Below are 14,941 nucleotides of genomic sequence, written 5' to 3'. Positions count from 1 at the left end.
TCGGGAAGGGTGGTTATTTCGCAGTGAGCGCGATCTTGGCGTTGCGACCGGGGCGCTCGCTCGCGGCCGCGGCCTCGGCGGCCGACTCCAGCGGATACGCGCTCTCGACCTCGAGCCGCAGCACGCCCCGCGCGGCCGCGTCGACGAGCTCGCCGATCAGCCTCCGGCGCTGTTCGGGGCCGATCTCCTCGGCGCGCTTGGATCCCCAGAAGCCCTTCACCACAGCCTGTTTGAAGATCATCGCGCCCGGATTGATCGACATCGGCTGCCCGGACAGCGCACCGAAGGAAATCAGCTCGCCGCGCGGGCCCAGCAGCGTCAGCAGATCGTTCGAGGCCGGGCCGCCGACCTGATCCACCGCGCGCGCCACGCCCTCCCCGCCGACCGACTCGGTGGCACGCGCCACCCAGTCGGCGGACTCGGTGTCCACGACTGGCTCGAAGCCCAGCTCCCCCAGCGCCCGCACCGACGCCGGTCCGCGCACCAGGTTCAGCACGTGGACTCCGCGTTGGCGCGCAAGCACATTCAGCAGGCGGCCGACCGCGCCGTTCGCGGCGTTCACCGCAATCCACTGGCCGGGTCGCACATCGAGATCCTCGAGCAGCATCAGCGCGCTCAGCGGCATCGCCAGCAGCTGGGCCGCCGTCTCGTCACTCACCGCCTCGGGCACCGGCACCACCTGTGCCGCGTCGGCCAGGAAGTACTCCGCCCACGCCCCCTGGATACCCGAAACACTCACGCGCTGACCGACTTCCACGCCCGTGACCTCAGGCCCCACCGCATCGACGCGGCCCACGGCCTCGGTCCCGGGAATCGCGGGCAGCGGTGGCCGGTAGCCGTACACGCCGCGCACGATCGCCAGATCGTGATTGTGAATGGGCGCGAGAATCATGGCGACGCGCACCTGCCCCGGGCCCGGCTCCGGCAGTGGGCGCTCCGCGGCCGCGAGAACGCCTGTGGGCTCGCCGAATTCCTCGATTACTACTGCACGCATGCTTTCGCTCCTTCTGTTCGGTTCGTCCTGTCGCGCCCGATCGATCGCCCACGCGTCAGCGCAGGCAGCCTCGGGCAGTCCTGCCCCCTGAGGTCGATATGGTTGGCGCCGAGGGGATTACCAGCTCACGTAATCACCCTCGGCAATGCTGTTCCTCGATTGCTGTCGCCCCGCACCGGATGAGCCTGCGCGGTGAGGCAGGTCCGCCGACACTCGGCTCAGCGTTGCCGATACGAAAGGGGCCGTGCACACGCCCGACCCCAACGTGTCCTCAGTCCTCGGCGATCAGCACCTGGACAGGGATGTTGCCGCGGGTGGCGTTGGAGTACGGGCACACCTGGTGCGCGGCGTCGGCCAGCTCTTGCGCCTCTTCGCGGGACAGGTGCGGCAGCGACACCTCGAGGGTGACCTCCAGCCCGAACCCGCCGGCGTCGTTCGAGCCGATGCCGACCTTCGCGCCGACCGCCGAGTCGTCGATGTTCGCCTTGGCCCGCGCGCCGACCAGCCGCAGCGCGGAATGGAAGCAGGCCGCGTACCCGGCCGCGAACAGCTGCTCGGGATTGGTGCCCTCGCCGTTGCCGCCCATCTCCTTCGGAATCGAGAGTGAGACGTCAACCTTGCCGTCGGTGGTGCGGGCGTGCCCGTTGCGGCCGTCGCCGGTCGCCAGCGCCTCGGCCGTGTACAGAATTGCCATCTCAAATCTCCTTCGCGGTATGGGCGCTCAGCGCCCCATTCAGGCGCTGCAGCAGGCCGCGCAGCGTCCCGAGTTCATCGGGTGACAGACCGGTGACACCAGCCATCTCCTCCGGGATGCCGCAGGCCGCCGCGCGCAGGTCGCGGCCGGTCGGGGTGAGGCGGATCTCGACGCGGCGCTCGTCGGCCGCCGAACGGCTGCGCGCGACGAAGCCTGCCGCCTCCAGCCGCTTGAGTAGCGGCGACAAAGTTCCGGAGTCCAGCGCCAGCGCCGTGCACAGCTCGCCGACACTGCGGCCGTCCCGCTCCCACAGCACCAGCATCACCAGGTACTGGGGGTAGGTCAGGCTCATCGCCTCCAGCTTCGGGCGGTACACCGCGGTCATCGCCCGCGACGCCGCGTACAGCGGGAAACACAGCTGCTGATCGAGTGCCAGTTGATCGGTCACAAGCAATACTGTAGACCACAACTATATTGCGCACAACCATTATGGGTGTGATTCGGCGAACTCCGCGCCGACGGCCCGCCCCGGATTATTCGTCCGCGGGCGGCAGATCCGACGGCGGGATGTTCGCGATGCGCTCGGCCTCCGCCTCGATCGCGGCGGCGTCCACATACGCCTCGGTGGTCAGCTCCAGCATGTTCGCCCAGCGGGCGATCCGCGGACGCCAGCGCAGGATGTAGGCGTGCGCGTGCGCGGCCTCGGCCATATCCCCGCTGGCCTCGGCCCTGCTCCTGGCGGCGGTCGCCGCGGCCACGGTGTTCTCGGCCAGGGCCAGCTGTTCCCGGCAGTGATCCGGGGTGAAGATCTCCTCGCGCACGGTGTCGGCCTCGACCCGCAGGGTGGCGACCAGGCTGCGCAGCCGCGGATCCAGCGGCTGCAGCGTCGGGCGCCCGCCCGCCGCCGCGGCCTTTGCGCGCCGGGCCCGCCGCTCGGCGTCCTTGCGCTCCCATTCGGCCAGTTCCTCGCGGTAGCCCTCGACGGCGTCAGCCGTCACCGTCCGATAGACCAATTCCGTTGTCAGGCTGAACTTCTCGGCGCCCTCGTGATCGAACACCAGCCCGCGCACGTCCCGCACGGGCCGATCCGGGTCGGGCCTGTCCTCCACCCGCGCATCGAGCACGTCGTGATAGTGCCCGTCGGTGACGTCGTCGCAGAGCGTGTCGAACAGCGCGGTCCCGACCTCCACATAGGTGCGGCACACCCGCCCGCTGATTTCCTCGGGCGACCCGAACAGTCCCTCGCCCGTCTCCACCCGGCTCGTGCCGTCGAAGCGGTTGTAGGTGAGCTCCCAGCGGTAGGTGTCCGACCCGTTCATCGTGTCCTTTCGTCGGCCCGGCCCGAGGGCCTAGGCGGGCAGCTCGACACCCTCCGCGGCCGCCTTCGCCGTCACCTCGTCCTGGAAGATGTTCCGGAACAGGTACAGATCCTGGCCCAGACGCCAGCCCGGCGCCAGCGCAACGGCGTAGCGCTCGAAATATCCCAGCTGCTTGCCCATCAGGATCAGCTGCTCGGGCCCGGACGCACCCCGGCGCTTGCCGAATTCGACCAACCGCGCGGCCACCTTGCCCATATCGAGCTTGGCGAGTTTGCCCGACAGCACCGGCGCCAACGCGGTGGCGAGCTGGCGGCCGATGGTGGCATCGTCGCCCGCATCGCCCTCGACGAGATCCAGCTCCCGCAGCGCCCGCGCCACCGGGCGGAAGTCCCCGTCGATCGCGCTGGCATGGAACAGCGCCCGCACGAAGTTGCGCCACTCGGGGCCCATCTTGCCGACGATGCCGAAATCGAGCATCGCCGCGCGACCGTCGTCCAGTAGCCACAGGTTGCCCGCGTGCACGTCGCCGTGGAAGAGCCCGTGCACCACCACGCTCTCCAGCCACGCCTTGACCAGCCGGCGGATCAGCAACTCCGGATCCGGGTGCGCGGCACGGATATCGTCGAACCGGTCCAGCGGCATTCCGCTCATCCGCTCCATGCACAGCACCCGCGGCCCGGAATACTCCCAGAACACCTCCGGCACCACGACACTGGCGTTGTCGCCGAAAGCCCGCAGGTTCGCGCGGGCGCGGGTCTGGTTGTCGGCCTCGTTGCGGAAGTCCAGTTCGGCCACGGTGGTCTCGTACAGATCGCGGACCACGCCCTCGGCGTTGGCCACGCGCGCGTTCTCCGAGCGGCGCTCCATCAGCCCGGCCAGCCGGAAGGCCGCGCGCAGGTCGACGATCATCTTCCGGCCGATATCGGGGCGCTGCACCTTCACCACCGCGGGGCGGCCGTCCGCGAGTACGCAGCCGTGCACCTGGGCCACGGACGCGGCGGACAGCGGTGTGTCGTCGAAATCCCGGAACAGCTCCGCGATCGGGCGGCCCAGATCCGCCTCGATGATGTTGCGCGCATCCACGGCCGGGAACGGCGGCACGTCGTCGAGGCAGCGCAGACACGCATCGGCCAGCTCGGCCGGGAAGGCGCCGGGCGAGGACGCGATCAGCTGGCCGAGTTTGACGAACATCGGGCCGAGCACCTCGAAGCCGTCGACGGTGCCGTCGGCCATCGAGCGGCGGCGGGCGGACTTGCGCAGCCCACCGCGCAGCACCCGGCGCACCACGCAACCGCCGAGCACCGAGCCGATGACGACGGTGCGCCTGAGCTCGGCGAAGCCGAATTTCTCCAGGGCCGGGCGCAGCGCCTCGCCCTCCGGCGGGGCCGCGGCGGTCATCGATCCGGCGGTCACAGCGCGGCTCCCGCGCCCGTCCGCCCGGACCGCACCGCACTGTCCGCTATGCCCGCACTGTCCGCCACCTCGACCAGAAGGCCGCCCGTCATACGCATCGCTCCCGACCGCCCTGTCCGTATCCGCAACGTCCATATCGCCACGAAACACCTGTTCGTGACGTCTACCCGAGCGGCGGCCGCCGTCGGCGAACACCGGCATCCAGGTCTACGGCACAGAGTCTACGACCCGACCACCGGGGTACCGGTGATCGGCGACACGCCGCGTCACACACCCACCGCCTCATCGACGAGCTCGCCGATGACCGGCAACCGTAGGTCGCGCGAGTTCATCCGGATCAAGGACGTTCGCACTTGCGCAATGCGGTCGCCAATGGGCCACGGTTTCACCGATTTTCACACCCATGCCCGCCAATCACGAACCAATCACGGAAGATCACGCTCAGCTCGGCCCGTAATCGAGCCTGATTGCCTTGCCGTGGAACGCCTGAGCGATCGCATTCCACGCCGCGGGCAGCTCCGCGGCGAAGTCGGGCCAGGAGTGGGTTCCGGCCGGCTCCAGGTTCACCGTGGCCGGAATGTGCAGCTGCGCAAGGCGTTGCGCGAAGCGCTCGGTGCACTCGAGCGCACCGGCCTCCAGCGCCGCGCCGCCACCCACCGCCCGCAGTGCCGCGGACACGTCCGGCGCATCGGCGACCGCCTCGAGATCGGGCACGCTGGGCACTCCGGTGGCGGCCGAGAGGTAGAGGGCGGTGCCGCGCAACGTCGCCGCGCCCAGGAAGCTGTCGTGGGCGACCCACTCCGGGGAATCCGGCGGCCCCCACAGGTTCTCGGGGTCGCCCCCGCGCGAGGCGACGGTGATCCGGGTCACGGCCTCCCCGACATCGCCCGCGGTGGAATAGCAGCCGCTGATTCCAGCCACCGCGTGGAAGAAGCCCGGATGCCGCTGGGCCAGCATCATCGCACCCTGTGCGCCCATCGACACGCCCGCGATCGCCCGGCGGCCGTCCGAGCCCAGATACCCCTCCACGATCGGCGGCAGCTCCTTGATCAGGAACGTCTCCCATCGATTCAGGCCGAGGGTGTGGTCGTAATGGTCCCAATCGCTGTACATGCTGCCCACGCCACCGCCGGTCAGCACCACGTCGACCGGCTTGTCCGCGAAGAATTCGGCCGCGCGGCCCTTGGCCAGCCAGTCCGAGGTCGGCTCGCCGTCGACGCCGTCGAGCAGGTACAACACGGGCCGGGGCCCGGATCCGGTCCCGTGCAGCACATCCACCGGGATGGCCCGCCGCATGGACGCGGATTCGACGTACAGCCGATCCCACTGCGGTCCGCGAGATTCGATGCGCAACAGGCCGGATCGGGTGATCGCCGAGTTCACCGGGGGTGGCCCGGGTTGCGGATCGGCCGCGGCGGGTGCGGCCAGCACCGCGCTGGCCGCCAGTGCCGCCAGCGCGGTGATCGTCGTCCGCGACATCGAGCACTCCTTACGACCGAGCATTAACGATTGGCAGGCTAAGGGACCGGGATTCAGTTGTCATGCGGAGGCCCCGCCGGACGCTGGGGTAAGGGTGACATCCGGCGGGGTTGTCCACCACGACGCACACGCACCGGGTGGCGGGAGGGGTTGGAAGTCCAGTTGCCCAGGTGCGAGGTGTGTTACCGGACGGATGATTTCGGAGCGCCGCCCGGCAGTGGATGGCGCGGCGACCGGACGGGCCCTCCTTCCTGTTCCGGGTGCGGTGCCGACACCTACCGCGGCACCGACCGCGCAAACACCGGCGCCGCGTTGCAGATCACGATACGGCCACGGAACCATCGAAGTCACGAAACCGTGATGATCCACTGACAATTCATCAACCATCGGCCACAAGCCTAGTTGCACAACACAAATCCGACTCGATCGATATCTCGAAATGCAATTTCATCGTCAATATCACCAGTTACGGACGGGCCCGAGCGAGCGAAATTCCTACGGGCACGTATCATTTGCTCGCCACCATGCCGAGCTCGCGCAGCGGCCGCCGCACGTGCGCCGGCGTGGCCGCCGAACCCGCTGGCAGAGCGCAAGTCGGTGAGCGTAATCTCGATATCGGGGAATATCGCCACCGGCGGTAGCGGCCGCGTTGCGATCACGACGCCCGGACCGAAGCTGGCGGTAACGACGGGTGCTCACAAACCGATTGGAATAGGGTGTCGGGCAGATCGGCTGCGCCGGCGTGGTTTTCGCTACGCCGGAGAAGCACAGCGGGCTCCCGGCGCAGGCGCACGGCGCCCGGCGGATCGAGGAGTACCCATGGCGCACGACGTCACCGCGTGCGCATCTTCGGTCGCGGCCGGCCTGCGGCCGTTCGAGTTCGTTTGCCTGGGTAGGGCATTCACGGTAGATGTTCGAGGGTGAACGTGGATCGGGTACAGACCTCGGCGCTGCGGCGCAGCTGGACCGAGTTACCGCAGGCCACGCGGGCCGAGGTCGACAAGGTGGCCGGTCCCGTAGTGCGCGCGGAATCCGTGGATGCCGGGTTCAGCTCCCACCTCGCCACCGTGATCGAGACCGCGGCGGGGCGCACGTTCGTCAAGGGCATTCGCGCCGACGACCCGGAGGTGTGGACCCAGCGGCGCGAGGCCGCGCTCGGACCGCACGTCGTGCCGATCGGCCCGGCGCTGCGCTGGCGGCTCACCGCGGGAGGCTGGGATCTGCTCGGCTTCGACTACATAGCCGGACATTCCGCCGATTACCGGCTCGACTCGGACCTGGCGGCGACGGCCGCGACGATGACCACGCTCGCGCGCCTGCGCCCCCCGCCCGACGTCGAACTCAACGATGCGGTAAAACGCTGGGGCCACTACGCCCCCGACTCCGCGGACCGGGCCCTGTTCGGCGGAACCGCACTCCTTCATACCGACTGGAACTACAGCAACGTCATCATCGAAGACTCCGGGACGGCACGGCTCGTGGACTGGCCGTGGGCCACGCGCGGCGCGGCATGGATCGATCCGGCGTGCTGGATCGTCTGGCTCATCTTCGCGGGCCGCGAACCCGTCGAGGCCGAACGCTGGGCCGCCCGGGTACCGGTTTGGCACACGGCGACACACGGTGCGTTACGGGCCTTCTCGGCGGCGCTGGCGGGCGAATGGAGTGCCACCGCGGACCGGCGGCCCAACGTCTGGACACAGGGCCTGCGCGATGCGGCACAGCAGTGGGCCGACCACCGCGCCACGCCGTGACGGATCGCGATCACACCGCGACACGCCCGAAGAGCGCGACACGACATGGGCTCCGCGACACACCGCGACACACCAGCGACACTCCGGACAATTTCTCAGGAAGTCGAACGCACCCCCGCTACCGTGCGACGATTGAACCGGCGTCCAGATAGCAACACCATAAACGCGGTAACGGTAGCCCCGAGACACACCGCAATCAGACAACAGCAACCGTTCAGCAGCCGAAATGCAGTCTGCGACTGCATATTCGATGTTGCAGATGTGCTTGCATCTGCTCGCTACACGGTCATAGACTCTGCATGCAAGGCAATACAGGGGACTACCAGACAGCCGTAGGGTGAACCCGAGACCAATTCAGGCCTTCGGTCAGCTCACGGCGTGGCGTCAGGGGCGTTCGAATGAACCAGCCATTGGACCTCAGCCGGCTCGGAATTATCGATAGAAACCGGACCGAGCATCAGATTTTTTCGCGGGAAACCGCAACGTGTTTCGTCATCGAGGCGGTCGAGTCCACTGGCGCGGCCACACGCGATGATTTCGATGTCGAGCGAATCGTCAGTACGGCCCACGCGATGGTGAACGATTGGAATCTCACCTCGCTCCAGCCGGAAGCATTCTGGCGCATCGCCTCAACTTGTATAAAGCAATAATATTTCACTAGAGAGTTGTGGATGGCGAAGGGGCCATCGGCGAAAGCCGATGGCCCCTTCGTGATCAACGAGTCGTCCCACGCGACGACGAAGGGATACCGCACTCCCCCGCCGTATCGGAATCAGCGCAGCTTGGCGGCCTCTTCGACCAGCATCCGGCGCGAGCGGTCCGGTGGCTCGGCCTGCACGCTCAGCCGGTCCATGACCTGCCGGTACATCTCCAAGTCCTGCTGCCGATCCAGATACAGCGCACTGGTGAGTTGCTCCAAATAGACAATATCGGGCAATTCCGGCTCGGCGAATCGCAGCATCGTGAACGAACTGCCCGCTGCCGCATTACCGCCCGCGGCGTACGGCAGCACCTGAATGGTCACGTTCGGCCAGGACGACGCCTCGACGAGATGCTCGAGCTGGGCCCGCAGCACATCGGGACCGCCGATCGGCCGGTGCAGCACGGACTCGTCGATGACCGCCCACAGCGTGGGACCGTCACGCCGCTCCAGGATGTCCTGCCGCTTGCGGCGCAGCTCGACACGGCGGCTGGTCTCGACGTTCTCATGGCCCAGCGCAACGACGGCGCGGGCATACTCCTCGGTCTGCAACAGACCGGGAACCAGTTGCCCTTCAAAGGTTCTGATCGCCTTGGCGGCGTGCTCGAGGCCCAGATAGGTCTCGAACCAGGGCGGCAGCAGATCGCTGTAGCGATGCCACCAGCCCGGCTGATTGGCCTTGCGGACCAGATCCAGCAGCGTCTCGCGCTCATCCGCATCGTCGATGCCGTACAGCGTCAACAGATCTCGGATGTCACGTTCCTTGAAACCCGTGCGCCCGAGCTCGAGCCGGCTGATCTTGGCGTGCGAACCTCGGATGTACTCGCCGGCCGCCTCGCGCGTGATCTGCGCCTGCTCCCGCAATTTGCGGAGCTGACCGCCGACCGCGATCCGAAGGGCCGTCGGACCGCGTTCGGCGACAAGCGATTCCACGCGGCCGATCCGAACGGGTTCTGCGATCATGAAATCTACTCCGATGCTCGACAATCACCGGCAGTGAAGGTCACAACCTCATACACGGCAGTTGCCGAATACATACCCGCTCGTCGCGAACCGACACCGCGCCGAGGCCAATGTTACCGTTCACCCTGCGAGATCGTCGAATTCCCCACTCTTTGCTCCGCGCAGGAATGCATCGATCTCCGGGCGCGTATAGACCAGTACCGCACCCTCGGGATCCCGGGAATTGCGGACGGCGACCAGACCGTTCGCCATGTGGGCGACCTCTACGCAGTTTCCACTGGGATTACTGAAGGTGCTCTTGCGCCAGGACAGGTCGGACATACGACCAACACCTGCTGCTGTCCTCTCGGTCATTTCTGCCTCCTCGCTTGACGTGTGATGAACCGCCGCCCGGTGCGGCACCGCCGGTTCTTGCAGATGTTCACGCAGATGTTCTTGCATTTGAACCGACAATCCGACGATAGCACGTCGGTTGCCAGAGATCGAGAGTTCGGCGCATCGAAACCGTAAGGGCGGCAACAATATCGATCTTGATATGTCAAGACGGGAGAGGTTGTGGATCCCGAGGCGAATAACAACCGGACAGTCGGTTTTAGGCCGAAAAAACGACCCATAGAGCGCCAACGCCCCCTGGACAAGTACATTCGTCTGTGCAGATGTTCTTGCATTTGCATGCGACATCGTCATAAAATCTTCAACAACGACACGACCGGACAACGCCGGACGGTTTAGGCCCCGCGCCACCATCACCACCGCAAATTCCCAGCGAACGGCTAGAGGCGTCCATGACCCATACGATTCGGCCCCCAGGTCTCCGCGAACCACACGGCGGCCCCGCATCATCCGGCGATTGCGGCAGTGAACCGTGGGATCTCACCTACGCTCGCGCCCGCACCATTCTGGGTGCGCACGACCGCCATGTCGGCTGCCGGCAGTGGATTGCGGCCGCGGCGTATCTGTCGGCCGGTCTCGACGACGAATAGCGCCGAACTCGACAGCCCCGCAGCACCGTACCCGTCGGTCAAGCCCGATCTACACGAAAGACATTCGGTAGCAACCGTTCCGACCGGGCGCCGCGAACGCAGTTGCGTCCTACCATGTATGTGACGCACCATTCGCCCCGCGGAACGAGCTCACCATGATGATGTTGGCCGTGCACGAGGTCATCCTCGCCCAGATTTCGAACCCGACGCCGGAGACCCCGCCGTTGGCGGACAAGATCATGCAGCTGGTGCATTACTTCACGTGGTTCATGCTGCTGTCCGGGACCACCGCGATCATCTATGCCGGCGGCCGGTTCGCCTGGGAGAAGTGGAGCGGGAGCAGCCTCGACTCGCCGAAGATGGTGGCGGGCGCGCTGATCGGCGGCACGGTCGCCACCAGCGCCGGTACGCTCATGCAGTCGATTATGGGACAACTCGGGCATTGAGGTAGGTGCGGGTGGCAGGGCGAAAGACCGACACCCGCGGCCGAATCCGTTCGGTGGCAATGGAGTTGTTCTCCGCGCAGGGGTACGACCAGACCTCGATCCGGCAGATAGCCGAGCGCCTCGGCATCACGAAAGCCGCGGTCTACTACCACTTCCCCGCAAAGGAGGACATCGTCGTCAGCCTTGCCGACGATCTGCGGGCCGGGGTCGACGAGATCCTCGTGTGGGCCGCGTCGGCGAATCTGCCACCGCGCGAGGCGGGCCGGGAGATCCTGCGGCGCTACGGCACGGTGATGCACGAGACCGGCCGCGACATGACGCGCTTCATGTACGAGAACCAGGCAGCCTTCCGCCGGCTGGGCGTCGGCGCCGCGCTGCGCTACCAGTTCCGCCAGATCGCCGACGCCATCACCGCGCCGGACCGTGATCCGCTGGCGATTTTCCATGCGCGCCAGGCACTCGCGGCGATCTCCTGGAGCGTCGGCATGATGGGCGATGTCGAGCTGACCGACGAGCAATGCCGTGACGCGGCCGTCAAGATCGCCCTGGACATCTACGAATCCGCCCAGGCAACCCCCGAAACCGATGCTGAGGACCCAATTTCGCCTCGATAGCAAACTGGTCGCGTGTCTAACGCGGGCGTTTCGCGACAAATGCCCCACAATGAGCACGCAAAGCTCGTCGGTTAGAGGGAAGTTCATGTATACGCGCAAGACCCTGATCTCGCTGTCCGCGTCCATACTCTGCGTTCCGATGCTCATCGCCGGGTGCTCGTCCGCCCATGCGACGAAATCCCCCGTCGCGGCCCACCAGCCCGGCCCCGGAGCCAAGACCGCCTCGTCCGTTCCGGTGGGTCCGGGCCCCTCGGGCACCTACACCGTGCATGCCCAACCGGCCCCCGGCTCATGCCATTACGGCAAGACCTCCGACGGCCAGCCGCTTCCCGACCCGAACTGCACTCCGGGCGCGACCAATCCGAAGGTCACCTCCGCCGATCAGGCCCAGACCATCTGCGCGAGCGGCTACACCTCCTCGATCCGCCCGCCCGCCAACATCACCAGCCGCGAGAAGGACGCCAACGCCAAGTCCTACGGCTTCACCGGCGCCATGCACGATGCCGAGTACGACCATCTGATCTCGCTCGAACTCGGCGGTGACCCCAACGATCCGCAAAACCTGTGGGTCGAACCGCCCTCGCCCGACCACACGCCCGGTGCGGGCCCGAACAACCCGAAGGACACCGTAGAGAATCAGCTGCACTCGCTGGTGTGTGCGGGCAAGGTCAATCTCACCGACGCCCAGAGCGCCATCGCGACCAACTGGACCACAGCGCTGGCCACCGTCGGCCACCCCGGCGGCAAGTAACTACTCGCGTATCCCCGTGACGAGGCTGACCCGCGCGGGCAACAGCCTCGCCTGCGGGCCGAGGCCGGCCGTCGAACGACCGTGTGTGCGAAGATAATCGCCCACATAGGTCCGTTCGGCGCGCCAGCCACGCTCGGCCAGCCAGGCCGCGACCTCCTGATGCGGGTCGTTGTAGATCAGCTTGGTCCACTCCCCGGCGCCGGTGTCGTTGCTCTCGGGCGACTCGTCGATCGCCGCGAGGTCCTGCGGTGTCAGGGGATCCATCTGCTCGACCGCCACGCGGCTGCCGGCGGCGCTGAGCGCATCGAGGGCGGTGAACAGTTCGTCCTGGGCGGCGGGCTGCAGGTAGATCAGCAGGCCCTCGACCAGCCAGGCGGTCGGCGATGCGGGGTCGAATCCCTGCTCGCGCAATGCCTTCGGCCAGTCTTCGCGCAGGTCGGCCGCGACCTCGCGACGATCGGCCCGGGGCTTGTCGCCCTTGGCGGACAGGGTTTCGCGCTTGAATTCCAGCACCTGCGGTCGGTCCAGCTCATAGACGACCGTGCCGTCCGGCCAGTCCAGGCGATAGGCGCGCGCGTCCAGGCCCGCGGCCAGGATCACCACCTGCCTGATGCCCGCGGCCATCGCCGCGGCGAAATAGTCGTCGAAGTAGCGGGTGCGGGCGATCTGGAATTGCCGGAAGACCCGAGCGAATTCGGAGTCGGTGACCGGATTGCCCGAGTGCGCGCCGTCGAGCATCGCCACCCACTCCGGCCCCGCGGCCCGCACGAACACCTCGGCGAACGGATCGACGGCCAGCGGATCGGGCTCGCGCCCGCCGATCGCGCGGGCCATCGCGACGTACAGCGCGGTGGATCCGACGCCCGTGGTGATGCTCCAGGAATCTCCCTCGGTACGCATATCACCACGGTACCGATCATGATCGATACGTGCGCGCCACCAGGGCCGATCGCAGGTACCACAGGCCCGAGGGCCGATTCGGATCGATGCCGGTCAGCTGCCCGACCCGTTTGAGCCGGTAGTCGATGGTGTTGGTGTGCACGTGCAGCCCGCGCGCGGTGCGCTGGCGGTTGAGGTTGTTGGCGATGTGATGCTGCAGCGTGGTCATCAGGTCGGGGTGGTCGTCGAGGGGGTCCAGCAGCGAGCCGAGATGTTCGCGGCCCGGGCCCGGCCGGGTGAGCTGATATTCCAGGGCCAGATCGTCGAACCGGTACAGCCCGTCCAGGCAGTCCAGCCGGTGCACGATGTCGAGCAGTTCGTGCGCGCGGTCGGCGGCGCCGGAGATCTCCTCGGCCCGTTCGTGCACCACCGCGGCCCGGATCGGTGCCTGGGCGGCGCGGCTGAGCCTGGCCAGCAGACCATCGAGCGCGTCGTCGTCGATGGTGGACACAGGAATCAGCACCGTGCCGCCGTCGACGCTCAGCAGCGACAGCGCCGACTCCCCACAGCACGTGGCCAATTCGGCCTGCACCCGCCGAAGCTTGCGGCGCGCCACCACCTTCCCGTCCAGCCGCGGGTCGCGCTCCTGTTGATGTGGCGAAATCGACAGCGCCAGCACGTGATAGGACGGTGCGATCTCCAGACCGCATTCCCGGGCCATCGTCGCGGTGGAATGCCCGCCCAGCAGTGCGGAGGTGAGGGTGTGCACCGCGGTGTGATGCTCGCTCACCACCGCCCGGTACTCCTTCACATACGCAACCGACACCGTCGAGGTCAGGATGCCCAGAATCTCCAGCATCCGGCGCGCGGTGGCCAGCACGGTCAAATAGTCCTCGGCGGTGGCCTGCGCGAACACCAGATCGAAGCCGATCTTGAAGCCCTCGTGGACCGCCAGGTGGATGGTGTCGATCGGAATGCCCTCGCGGGCCCATTCCGCCGCGGCCGCCTGCACCCGTTCGGTTTTCGCGGCGATGTCGCCGCCGTCGAGCATGCTGGTGGTGATCTCCACGCAGAGCCGGGTGATGGTGGCGACATCGCCGTGCAGCACGTCGTCCGGCAGCGTGCCGCAGGGCGCGACGTTGGCGATGAAGTGGTCGACCATCCGGCGCGAGAGGGCCCAGACATCCTGCAGCGGCTGGGAAGCCGGACGGCCGGAGACGATCAGATCGGGGGCCGGGGGCGTGACGGACATGGTGGCTCCTTCCGCGCTCGCCGTGGTAGCGCGCACCGATTACGGTATCCCGCAATGCTTCCCATATCCGGTGCCATCGGATTGCCTTGTGGCCGGGAAATATCCCCCGCCGCGGATGTTGTGACGGATCACAAGGCGCGGCGGGACGGCGGTAGGTCATCCCCGACGGTGGCCGACCCATACGGCCCCGCTGCGACGGCGGCATGCCTCGTTGCTGCGCCCCCGTGGGCGCAAGAGCCGTTCCACCGGGTAGCTCCCGCCCACAGGATCCAGACGGAACTCCCGGTCCGTAGGGCGGAACCGGGATGGTGCGCTCCCGGCGCCCCGGGCGAGCGGCTTCACTGCGTCGGCGGCAGCGGGCTCGGCGTGAAGAATTCTTCGAGTGGCGTGGGCCCGGTGTAGCGGCGGCAGTTGCAACCGACCCATTCCTTCATACCGTGACCATTCTTCCGAAAGATCTCGGCGTGGCAGGCGCCGCTGTCGCGATCGTGCAGCGCCAGGTCGTGTCCGCAGCCGCACGGCGCGGGCAGGGGCGCCGGCTTGGGGGCTCGGCGGCCCAGCCGGCCGCCGAGCCATCCGGCGCCGACGAGTGCGGCGCCGACGGTGAGGGTGATGGGATCGAACATGGCTCTAGTATATTTATACGTATACCGAAGTCGATAGGGGTTCGCCCTGATCCGTCCCCCGAGCGCAATCGACATCT

Annotated in this window: 17 protein-coding genes; 6 read left to right on the top strand and 11 right to left on the bottom strand. The window is 67.4% G+C overall.

What is annotated here, in order from left to right:
• Positions 1-13 precede the first annotated feature (13 nt).
• The 6 genes from ABH933_RS31380 to ABH933_RS31355 form a co-directional block, all read right to left on the bottom strand.
• Complete coding sequence (locus ABH933_RS31380; protein WP_429423317.1) at positions 14-994, bottom strand: zinc-binding dehydrogenase; 981 nt, start codon at positions 992-994, stop codon at positions 14-16.
• A 271-nt stretch (positions 995-1,265) separates the two neighbouring features.
• A complete protein-coding gene (locus ABH933_RS31375) occupies positions 1,266-1,688 on the bottom strand; it encodes an organic hydroperoxide resistance protein (RefSeq protein ID WP_215916759.1) in 423 nt (140 codons plus the stop codon).
• 1 nt (position 1,689) lies between these two features.
• Entirely contained in the window at positions 1,690-2,136 is a 447-nt protein-coding gene (locus ABH933_RS31370; protein ID WP_429423316.1) for a MarR family winged helix-turn-helix transcriptional regulator, read from the bottom strand.
• An 85-nt stretch (positions 2,137-2,221) separates the two neighbouring features.
• Positions 2,222-3,007: a hypothetical protein gene (locus ABH933_RS31365; RefSeq protein ID WP_429423315.1), complete on the bottom strand. Its 786-nt coding sequence runs from the start codon at positions 3,005-3,007 to the stop codon at positions 2,222-2,224.
• Positions 3,008-3,037: 30 nt separating this feature from the next.
• A complete protein-coding gene (locus ABH933_RS31360) occupies positions 3,038-4,405 on the bottom strand; it encodes an ABC1 kinase family protein (protein WP_429423481.1) in 1,368 nt (455 codons plus the stop codon).
• Positions 4,406-4,861: 456 nt separating this feature from the next.
• Positions 4,862-5,899 (bottom strand): alpha/beta hydrolase, encoded by a 1,038-nt coding sequence (locus tag ABH933_RS31355; protein WP_429423314.1) that lies wholly within the window; start codon positions 5,897-5,899, stop codon positions 4,862-4,864.
• 926 nt (positions 5,900-6,825) lie between these two features.
• Here ABH933_RS31355 and ABH933_RS31350 point away from each other — a divergent pair.
• Together ABH933_RS31350 and ABH933_RS31345 are read left to right on the top strand one after the other, a co-directional pair.
• Positions 6,826-7,650: a hypothetical protein gene (locus ABH933_RS31350; RefSeq protein WP_429423313.1), complete on the top strand. Its 825-nt coding sequence runs from the start codon at positions 6,826-6,828 to the stop codon at positions 7,648-7,650.
• 398 nt (positions 7,651-8,048) lie between these two features.
• Complete coding sequence (locus ABH933_RS31345) at positions 8,049-8,300, top strand: hypothetical protein (RefSeq protein WP_429423312.1); 252 nt, start codon at positions 8,049-8,051, stop codon at positions 8,298-8,300.
• A gap of 122 nt (positions 8,301-8,422) precedes the next feature.
• Here ABH933_RS31345 and ABH933_RS31340 read toward each other — a convergent pair whose 3' ends face one another.
• Both ABH933_RS31340 and ABH933_RS31335 read right to left on the bottom strand, forming a co-directional pair.
• Positions 8,423-9,313 (bottom strand): helix-turn-helix domain-containing protein, encoded by an 891-nt coding sequence (locus tag ABH933_RS31340; RefSeq protein WP_429423311.1) that lies wholly within the window; start codon positions 9,311-9,313, stop codon positions 8,423-8,425.
• A 120-nt stretch (positions 9,314-9,433) separates the two neighbouring features.
• Positions 9,434-10,060, bottom strand: coding sequence for a DUF397 domain-containing protein (locus ABH933_RS31335; RefSeq protein ID WP_429423480.1), 627 nt, complete (start codon positions 10,058-10,060; stop codon positions 9,434-9,436).
• A 38-nt stretch (positions 10,061-10,098) separates the two neighbouring features.
• Here ABH933_RS31335 and ABH933_RS31330 point away from each other — a divergent pair, with 38 nt between their 5' ends.
• The 4 genes from ABH933_RS31330 to ABH933_RS31315 all read left to right on the top strand — a co-directional run bounded on the left by ABH933_RS31330 (position 10,099) and on the right by ABH933_RS31315 (position 12,107).
• Positions 10,099-10,296, top strand: coding sequence for a hypothetical protein (locus ABH933_RS31330; protein ID WP_429423310.1), 198 nt, complete (start codon positions 10,099-10,101; stop codon positions 10,294-10,296).
• 155 nt (positions 10,297-10,451) lie between these two features.
• Entirely contained in the window at positions 10,452-10,742 is a 291-nt protein-coding gene (locus tag ABH933_RS31325) for a hypothetical protein (RefSeq protein WP_429423309.1), read from the top strand.
• A gap of 11 nt (positions 10,743-10,753) precedes the next feature.
• Positions 10,754-11,356, top strand: coding sequence for a TetR/AcrR family transcriptional regulator (locus ABH933_RS31320; RefSeq protein WP_429423308.1), 603 nt, complete (start codon positions 10,754-10,756; stop codon positions 11,354-11,356).
• A gap of 85 nt (positions 11,357-11,441) precedes the next feature.
• On the top strand, positions 11,442-12,107 hold the full coding sequence (locus tag ABH933_RS31315) for a hypothetical protein (protein ID WP_429423307.1): 666 nt from the start codon (positions 11,442-11,444) through the stop codon (positions 12,105-12,107).
• Here ABH933_RS31315 and ABH933_RS31310 read toward each other — a convergent pair whose 3' ends face one another.
• From ABH933_RS31310 to ABH933_RS31300, 3 genes are all read right to left on the bottom strand, one after another.
• Positions 12,108-13,007 carry a class I SAM-dependent methyltransferase gene (locus ABH933_RS31310; protein WP_429423306.1) on the bottom strand — a complete coding sequence of 300 codons (900 nt, stop codon included), beginning with the start codon at positions 13,005-13,007 and terminating at the stop codon, positions 12,108-12,110. It lies immediately after the preceding gene.
• A gap of 16 nt (positions 13,008-13,023) precedes the next feature.
• Positions 13,024-14,238, bottom strand: a complete 1,215-nt coding sequence (locus tag ABH933_RS31305) for a PucR family transcriptional regulator (protein ID WP_429423305.1) — start codon at positions 14,236-14,238, stop codon at positions 13,024-13,026.
• Between the two features lie 338 nt (positions 14,239-14,576).
• Positions 14,577-14,864: a hypothetical protein gene (locus ABH933_RS31300; RefSeq protein WP_429423304.1), complete on the bottom strand. Its 288-nt coding sequence runs from the start codon at positions 14,862-14,864 to the stop codon at positions 14,577-14,579.
• Positions 14,865-14,941 lie beyond the last annotated feature (77 nt).

It is taken from the genome of Nocardia sp. GP40 (assembly GCF_050434125.1).
Classification (GTDB): Bacteria; Actinomycetota; Actinomycetes; order Mycobacteriales; family Mycobacteriaceae; genus Nocardia; species Nocardia albiluteola.
This window is presented reverse-complemented; position numbering and strand designations above follow the sequence as displayed.